Below are 6,356 nucleotides of genomic sequence, written 5' to 3'. Positions count from 1 at the left end.
CATCCCCAAACAAAAAATACAAAGGATTCGGCATTAGTAGAGCAAATACATTGTAAAAAATTAGAAGAAAATAAAATTAAGTCAAATCACTCCTTCAATAAGCCAAATGATGAGGATACCCTCAATCAATTAGAAAAACTGCCAGAAGAGGCAAATCTTACTAATCAGGACTTAAAGGAAAATTTAAAAGATAAGGAAAATATTTTTTCTAAAAACAGTATAGAAAAGTTGGGATATTTAGAAGAACTAGAAAAAAAAGAAACTCTTACCAGTGTAGGACAAAAACAAAAATTTCAGCAAGAACTCATAGATCAATTTATAAACGATAAACCGAAAATACGGCGTAATAACCCTAATTTATCTCAAGGGCAAACAGACCTTTCAGAAAAATTCACCAAGCTGAATTCAAATTTAATTACTGAAAATTTGGCTTCTATATTCATCAAGCAAGGTAAAATTAAAAAAGCAATTGATATTTATAATGAGTTGATTTGGAAATTTCCAGAAAAAAAAGCTTACTTTGTGGGCTGTATTGAGAAATTAAAAAAATAATTTAAGCATGTTTTCTTTTATAATCACCCTTATTATTGTTGTTGCCCTTTTGTTAGTACTTGTAGTCTTAGCTCAAAATTCCAAAGGAGGTGGGATGTCAAGTCAATTTGGAGGTTCTTCAACAAGTCAATTAATAGGGGTTAAAAAAACAGGGGATTTTTTAGAAAAATCTACCTGGACTTTGGCAATCGTGTTACTTGCACTTACTTTAAGTTCGAATTTCTTCATAGACAGATCAGCGCCTAACCAGTTTACTAGCCCGAATGTAGAAAAAGCAAGAGAAACTAATATCATGCCTACATTAGGTCAGCCAGCTGAGGACAGTAGCCAAAATGAAATAATTGCTCCTGTTGAGGACACTACAAACAATCAATAATAACTAGAGATGTTCATAAGAATATTCAAAAAAAGCCTGAAGAATAACTTCAGGCTTTTTTTAAATATTCTGATCTCCTGCCTTTAAAATGTCATTTTGACAGAATAATACCAACCTTATTCCTTTATCCCCTGATAACCAACTAAAAGAAAACAAAAATAATTTCTAGGCATTATTTTTTCATCCCAATTTCTCCTCAATGGATAGGCAAAAAATGTTTAATAACGCAAAACTGTCATAGATTCCAATTTTATCTTGAGGAAAACGATAATTAAATACAGTAAAAATGTCATAAAAGGGTTAAATTCCTATGTATATTCACAAATGGCACAGGAAATGCTAAGCCTTGTTTAGATTTTTTATTGGTCTTAATCAATTTAAAACTTTCAAAACTTAAACTTTAATTAAAATGTCACAATTAAACATCAAACCACTTGCTGACAGAGTAATCGTTGAGCCTGCTTTGGCTGAAGAAATGACTTCTACAGGCATCATCATTCCAGATACCGCTAAAGAAAAACCACAAAAGGGAAAAGTAGTTGCTGTTGGAACTGGCAAAAAAGACGAGCCTTTAACCGTAAAAGTTGGTGACCAAGTGCTTTATGGAAAATATGCAGGTACGGAAGTAACCGTTGAAGGAAAAGAGCTTTTGATCATGAGAGAATCTGACATATTTGCAATTGTTTAATTTGCAAGGTAACTGATTCTCATTTATAAAAGATTGTTAATTGTTTTAACCAAAATATAAAAAGAAAATGGCTAAGGAAGTATTATTTGATTCAGAGGCTAGAGAAAACCTTAAGAAGGGCGTTGATCAACTAGCCAACGCCGTGAAAGTAACATTAGGGCCAAAAGGCAGAAATGTCATTATTGATAAAAAATTCGGTGCACCTACAATCACTAAAGATGGGGTTTCTGTTGCAAAGGAAATTGACCTAAAAGAGCCAGTGGAAAATATGGGAGCACAGCTAGTGAAAGAAGTAGCTTCAAAAACAGCAGACTCTGCTGGTGATGGTACTACTACTGCTACTGTTCTTACTCAGGCAATCTTCTCTACCGGTATTAAGAATGTAGCTGCTGGTGCCAACCCTATGGACTTAAAAAGAGGGGTAGACAAAGCTGTTGAAGCGGTTGTATCTAATTTAAAAGAACAATCAAAAGCCATTACCAGCTCCAATGAAACTGCTCAGGTGGCCTCTATTTCTGCTAACAACGATAAAGAAATTGGAGCCATGATTGCCGATGCCATGGAAAAAGTAGGGAAAGATGGTGTTATCACTGTGGAAGAAGCAAAAGGTACCGAAACTGAAGTGAAGATTGTTGAAGGAATGCAGTTTGACAGAGGATACCTTTCTCCTTACTTTGTTACCAACACTGAAAAAATGGAGGCGGAAATGGAAAGCCCTTACATTTTAATCTATGATAAGAAGATTTCTGCTATGAAGGAACTTCTTCCAGTGTTGGAAGCAGTAGCTCAAACAGGAAAACCTTTGGTCATTGTGGCTGAAGATGTAGATGGTGAGGCTTTAGCTACTTTGGTTGTAAACAAAATCAGAGGCTCATTAAAAATTGCTGCAGTAAAAGCTCCTGGATTTGGGGACAGAAGAAAAGCAATGTTAGAGGATATTGCGATCCTAACAGGAGGTACTGTCATTTCTGAAGAAAGAGGTTATAAACTGGAAAGTGCTACTATCGATTATTTAGGACAGGCAGAGAAAGTTAACATTGACAAAGACAACACTACAATCGTTAATGGCGCCGGTTCTAAAGAAAATATCGAAGCCCGAGTTAACCAAATTAAATCTCAAATTGAAAATACTACCTCCGACTACGACAAGGAGAAATTACAAGAGAGATTAGCCAAACTTTCTGGTGGTGTTGCCATTTTGTACATTGGAGCTGCTACTGAGGTAGAAATGAAGGAGAAAAAGGACAGAGTAGATGACGCCCTTCATGCAACCCGAGCTGCTGTACAGGAAGGAATCGTTGCTGGTGGTGGTGTAGCTTTGATTAGAGCTATCGACGCACTAGAAAATGTTGAAACTGAAAACGAAGACCAGATTACTGGTGTAAATATCGTAAAAGTAGCTTTAGAATCACCACTTAGAACTATTGTTGAAAATGCAGGTGGAGAAGGTTCAGTTGTGGTACAGAAAATTCGTGACGGAAAAGGTGACTTTGGATATAACGCCAGAGAAGATAAATTTGAAAACCTATTTGAAGCGGGAGTAATTGACCCTACAAAGGTTACACGTCTAGCATTGGAAAATGCAGCTTCTATCGCTTCTCTATTATTGACTACAGAGTGTGTAGTTGCAGAAGAGGAAGAGGAAAATCCTGCTGCTCCAGCTATGCCTCCTATGGGAGGAGGAATGGGTGGAATGATGTAAGCAACATCCTCCATTTTCATAAATCAAAAAAGCCTCGGGAAACCGGGGCTTTTTTCGTATAAAAAACATTTCTATTCTTTGTTATTAGTAAGAAATCTAGACACCGTCCTTTTAACTTAAATAACGCAACCAAATTAAGGTAAAAATTCAGCTGCTAAACATGATTTATTAAGGCTCCTTTTCCTAATTCTTAATTCGTAAAAACCAATTACGATTCTTCCTTCATCATGACCAACTCAATAGGTAAATGCACTATTTCTTTAAAATCTTCACCTGACTCAAACATATCTTCATCTTCCTCCTCGTAATGCCATTTTACATGCACTTCCCGCCCTTCTTTACTAATCTGTTCCAATTTTCGAAAGATTTCCACAATACATTTAGATGAACTAGTGTTAAAATACTCAAGCTGCACATGAAAGAGAATAGCAATTCCAGAAGAATTTAAACATTCATCTAACCAATCCAATACCGGTTGATAAAATTCAATTGAATTCTCAGGGATGGACCTTCCACTCAATTCGAATTGTCCATTAGTACAGTCAAAATGAATTTTTGGGGTTTTTGGGGTGGGTTCTAAATAGAAACTTTTCATTACTATTGTTAATTATATCGATACATTCACTTTAAAACTAAAGAAGGAGAAATCATTTGTCGATTCTTTAAAAGAATACTCAATCTTTTGCCCTGCCTTCCTGACAATGTCTATCATCCCAAGACCTGCCCCTCCCCGTTTAGACAAATAACCACTTCCTAATTGTTCCCGATAGGCTTTCTTTATTTCCTCCCTATTCATTCTGTTTACAGTATCTATTCGACTTCGAATAGCATCTACACTTGACCTATCCACCAGGTTTCCGGCAATTATCAAATACCCCTTTTCAGTTCGTTTTATCAACAGATGTACTTTATTGTTTCCAAGAGCATTCTTTAAGCGCTCTTCGTTATAAAACTGATGATGATATATATTTTGAAAAACTTCAACTAAAATATTAAAAACCTTTTTCTTTACCTTCAAAGAAGCTTCAATCTGGTTTAATTTTTTCTCTGTTAGATAAAGAAGATTTTCAAGAAGTTCGTCAGATACACCACCGGTATAAGAAATGAGAACCTCATCATCTATATCAGAAGGGAAATAGCCACATACACCCATCATCCTAAAAAAACAATAAATTATATACTACTACTTGACGCACGAAATTCAAAAAGAATAACCCTAAAAAGAAATAACTTAAATTCTATTTATCAATATACACAAATATCTTCTGCAATCAATATTCCTTAAATTTTTCGTCAAAATAGAAAGCAGAAAGAATCGGTAAAGGCTGGATATTTACTAATCAATTAATAAAAAAAGCATAGCCAAATAACTGACTATGCTTTTTTTATTAATTGATTAGAAAACTAAGCCAAAGCAGGCTCTTTTTCCCCATCTTTCACATTTTCTTCTTTTTGTAGATCTTCCGCACCATGAGTCAAGCGTTTCAATGGCTTTAGCAAGGCCACAATTAAAAGTCCAAAAATGATACAAGTAATTGCAATGCCTGTAAATATCTCAAATTCTCCAGCAGATTGAGAAAGACTACCTAATTCTCCTGCCAACTTGTTTCCAAATCCAGTTGCTGCAAAATAGATACCCATCATAAGAGATGCATATTTTACAGGGGCCAATTTAGTAATAAAAGATAAAGAAACAGGTGAAAGGCAAAGTTCACCAAGCGTATGGAACAAATAAGCCAAAAGTAACCAATACATGGCAGAGCTTCCAATACTTTCATACTGGGCATAAGCAGCAGACATAAAGAAAAAACCTGCCCCCATAATTACCACCCCTATTGCCATCTTAAATAAAGAAGAAGCCTCACTTCCCTTCATCTTTCGTTTTAACCAAATGGCACCTACAGCCGTCGCCAATGTAAAAATAAAGAATGAGTTAACAGATTGAAAAACGGTAGCAGGTACTTCCCAAGGATCAGTTTTAATTTCAAGGTACCTCAATAACCCAAACGTAACACCAAGTCCAACGGCTCCAAACAACCAATACATTGCTGTCGATTTTTTCTTAATTAATTGAATTATTCCATACAGTGCCAATAAACCAATTCCTCCTATAAAAATTCCATTTAGTAAACTTAGAGTAATCATTCTATTGGTTTTTTCTTTAGCATAAAGGTTCATTAAACCTCCAGCCTGCTCAAATGCTCCCCAAAAAACAATAACCACCAAAAAAGAAAGTAAAAGTACCTTCACTCTATCTCTCTCTATTCCCACCAATTCACTATAAATAACTATTCCAAATCCTATAAAAATACTCATCACAGCAAGCAGGATTCCATATCCCAAATGGTCTTCCGAATAAATATTAAAGAAGTAACCGGTAACCGCCAGATAAACTCCCTTACCTAATAGAATAAGGGTAACTAATAATGCCAATTTATTTTTAAAAAGCTTACTCATCATTGAAGGCTCATTTGTGGCACTTGGACCTGCCATTTCAGCAGTTCTTTCAGGGGCCTCACCTACCCCTTTTAGGTATTTCTGTCCCCACATATAAAAGATCTGCCCAATAAACATTCCAATACCTGCAAGCCCAAACCCATAATGCCAGTTAACATTCTCTCCCAATGGCCCGATAACTAATCCAGCAGCGAAGGCACCGAGGTTGATACCGATATAAAAAATATAAAAACCCAAATCACGGCGTTCATCCCCTTGCTTATAAAGACCACCAACCATGGTAGAAATATTAGGTTTTAGAAAACCCACTCCTGCAATAATTAACCCAAGTCCTGTATAAAAAGCCCATAGTGCATTAACAGCTAAAACTCCATGGCCCGCACATAACAAGAGGCCTCCCAACATTACTGCTTTCTTTTGCCCTAATAATTTATCAGCAAAAATACCTCCTGGAATTGATGCCACATAAACTAACATGGTATACCAACCATAAAGGCCCAATGCGTCCTCACTGGACCAGCCATAACCAGCGTTTCCGGAAGTAACCGAAGCCGTTAAAAAAAGGACCAACAAAGCCCTCA

The 6,356-nt window shown here is 36.0% G+C and carries 7 protein-coding genes; 4 read left to right on the top strand and 3 right to left on the bottom strand.

All coding sequences use genetic code 11. The features are described 5' to 3' along the window. The 4 genes from E1171_RS23790 to groL all read left to right on the top strand — a co-directional run. Positions 1-552: tetratricopeptide repeat protein (locus E1171_RS23790; protein WP_281347207.1), on the top strand; the 552-nt coding region annotated here is incomplete at its 5' end. A gap of 7 nt (positions 553-559) precedes the next feature. After that, positions 560-928 carry a preprotein translocase subunit SecG gene (secG, locus tag E1171_RS09905; RefSeq protein ID WP_155205844.1) on the top strand — a complete coding sequence of 123 codons (369 nt, stop codon included), beginning with the start codon at positions 560-562 and terminating at the stop codon, positions 926-928. A 409-nt stretch (positions 929-1,337) separates the two neighbouring features. Further along, on the top strand, positions 1,338-1,616 hold the full coding sequence (locus E1171_RS09900; protein WP_155205843.1) for a co-chaperone GroES: 279 nt from the start codon (positions 1,338-1,340) through the stop codon (positions 1,614-1,616). 67 nt (positions 1,617-1,683) lie between these two features. Continuing rightward, positions 1,684-3,318 carry a chaperonin GroEL gene (gene groL, locus E1171_RS09895; RefSeq protein ID WP_155205842.1) on the top strand — a complete coding sequence of 545 codons (1,635 nt, stop codon included), beginning with the start codon at positions 1,684-1,686 and terminating at the stop codon, positions 3,316-3,318. Positions 3,319-3,526: 208 nt separating this feature from the next. Here groL and E1171_RS09890 read toward each other — a convergent pair whose 3' ends face one another. The 3 genes from E1171_RS09890 to E1171_RS09880 all read right to left on the bottom strand — a co-directional run. Beyond that, the gene (locus E1171_RS09890) at positions 3,527-3,913 is read right to left on the bottom strand and encodes a DUF1987 domain-containing protein (RefSeq protein ID WP_155205841.1); all 387 of its coding nucleotides are present in this window, start codon (positions 3,911-3,913) and stop codon (positions 3,527-3,529) included. Positions 3,914-3,925: 12 nt separating this feature from the next. Further along, complete coding sequence (locus E1171_RS09885) at positions 3,926-4,474, bottom strand: SiaB family protein kinase (RefSeq protein ID WP_155205840.1); 549 nt, start codon at positions 4,472-4,474, stop codon at positions 3,926-3,928. 248 nt (positions 4,475-4,722) lie between these two features. After that, a partial coding sequence (locus tag E1171_RS09880; RefSeq protein ID WP_222931461.1) for a peptide MFS transporter occupies positions 4,723-6,356 on the bottom strand: 1,634 nt, incomplete at its 5' end.

This window comes from Xanthovirga aplysinae (genome assembly GCF_009711365.1).
Classification (GTDB): Bacteria; Bacteroidota; Bacteroidia; order Cytophagales; family Cyclobacteriaceae; genus Xanthovirga; species Xanthovirga aplysinae.
The sequence above is the reverse complement of the archived record's forward strand: the minus strand, read 5'-3'. Positions and strand labels throughout refer to the sequence as shown.

Coding starts and splice junctions, on each gene's coding strand:
- secG (WP_155205844.1), top strand. CDS start 560: ATGTTTTCTTTTATAATCACCCTTATTATTGTTGTTGCCCTTTTGTTA.
- E1171_RS09900 (WP_155205843.1), top strand. CDS start 1,338: ATGTCACAATTAAACATCAAACCACTTGCTGACAGAGTAATCGTTGAG.
- groL (WP_155205842.1), top strand. CDS start 1,684: ATGGCTAAGGAAGTATTATTTGATTCAGAGGCTAGAGAAAACCTTAAG.
- E1171_RS09890 (WP_155205841.1), bottom strand. CDS start 3,913: ATGAAAAGTTTCTATTTAGAACCCACCCCAAAAACCCCAAAAATTCAT.
- E1171_RS09885 (WP_155205840.1), bottom strand. CDS start 4,474: ATGATGGGTGTATGTGGCTATTTCCCTTCTGATATAGATGATGAGGTT.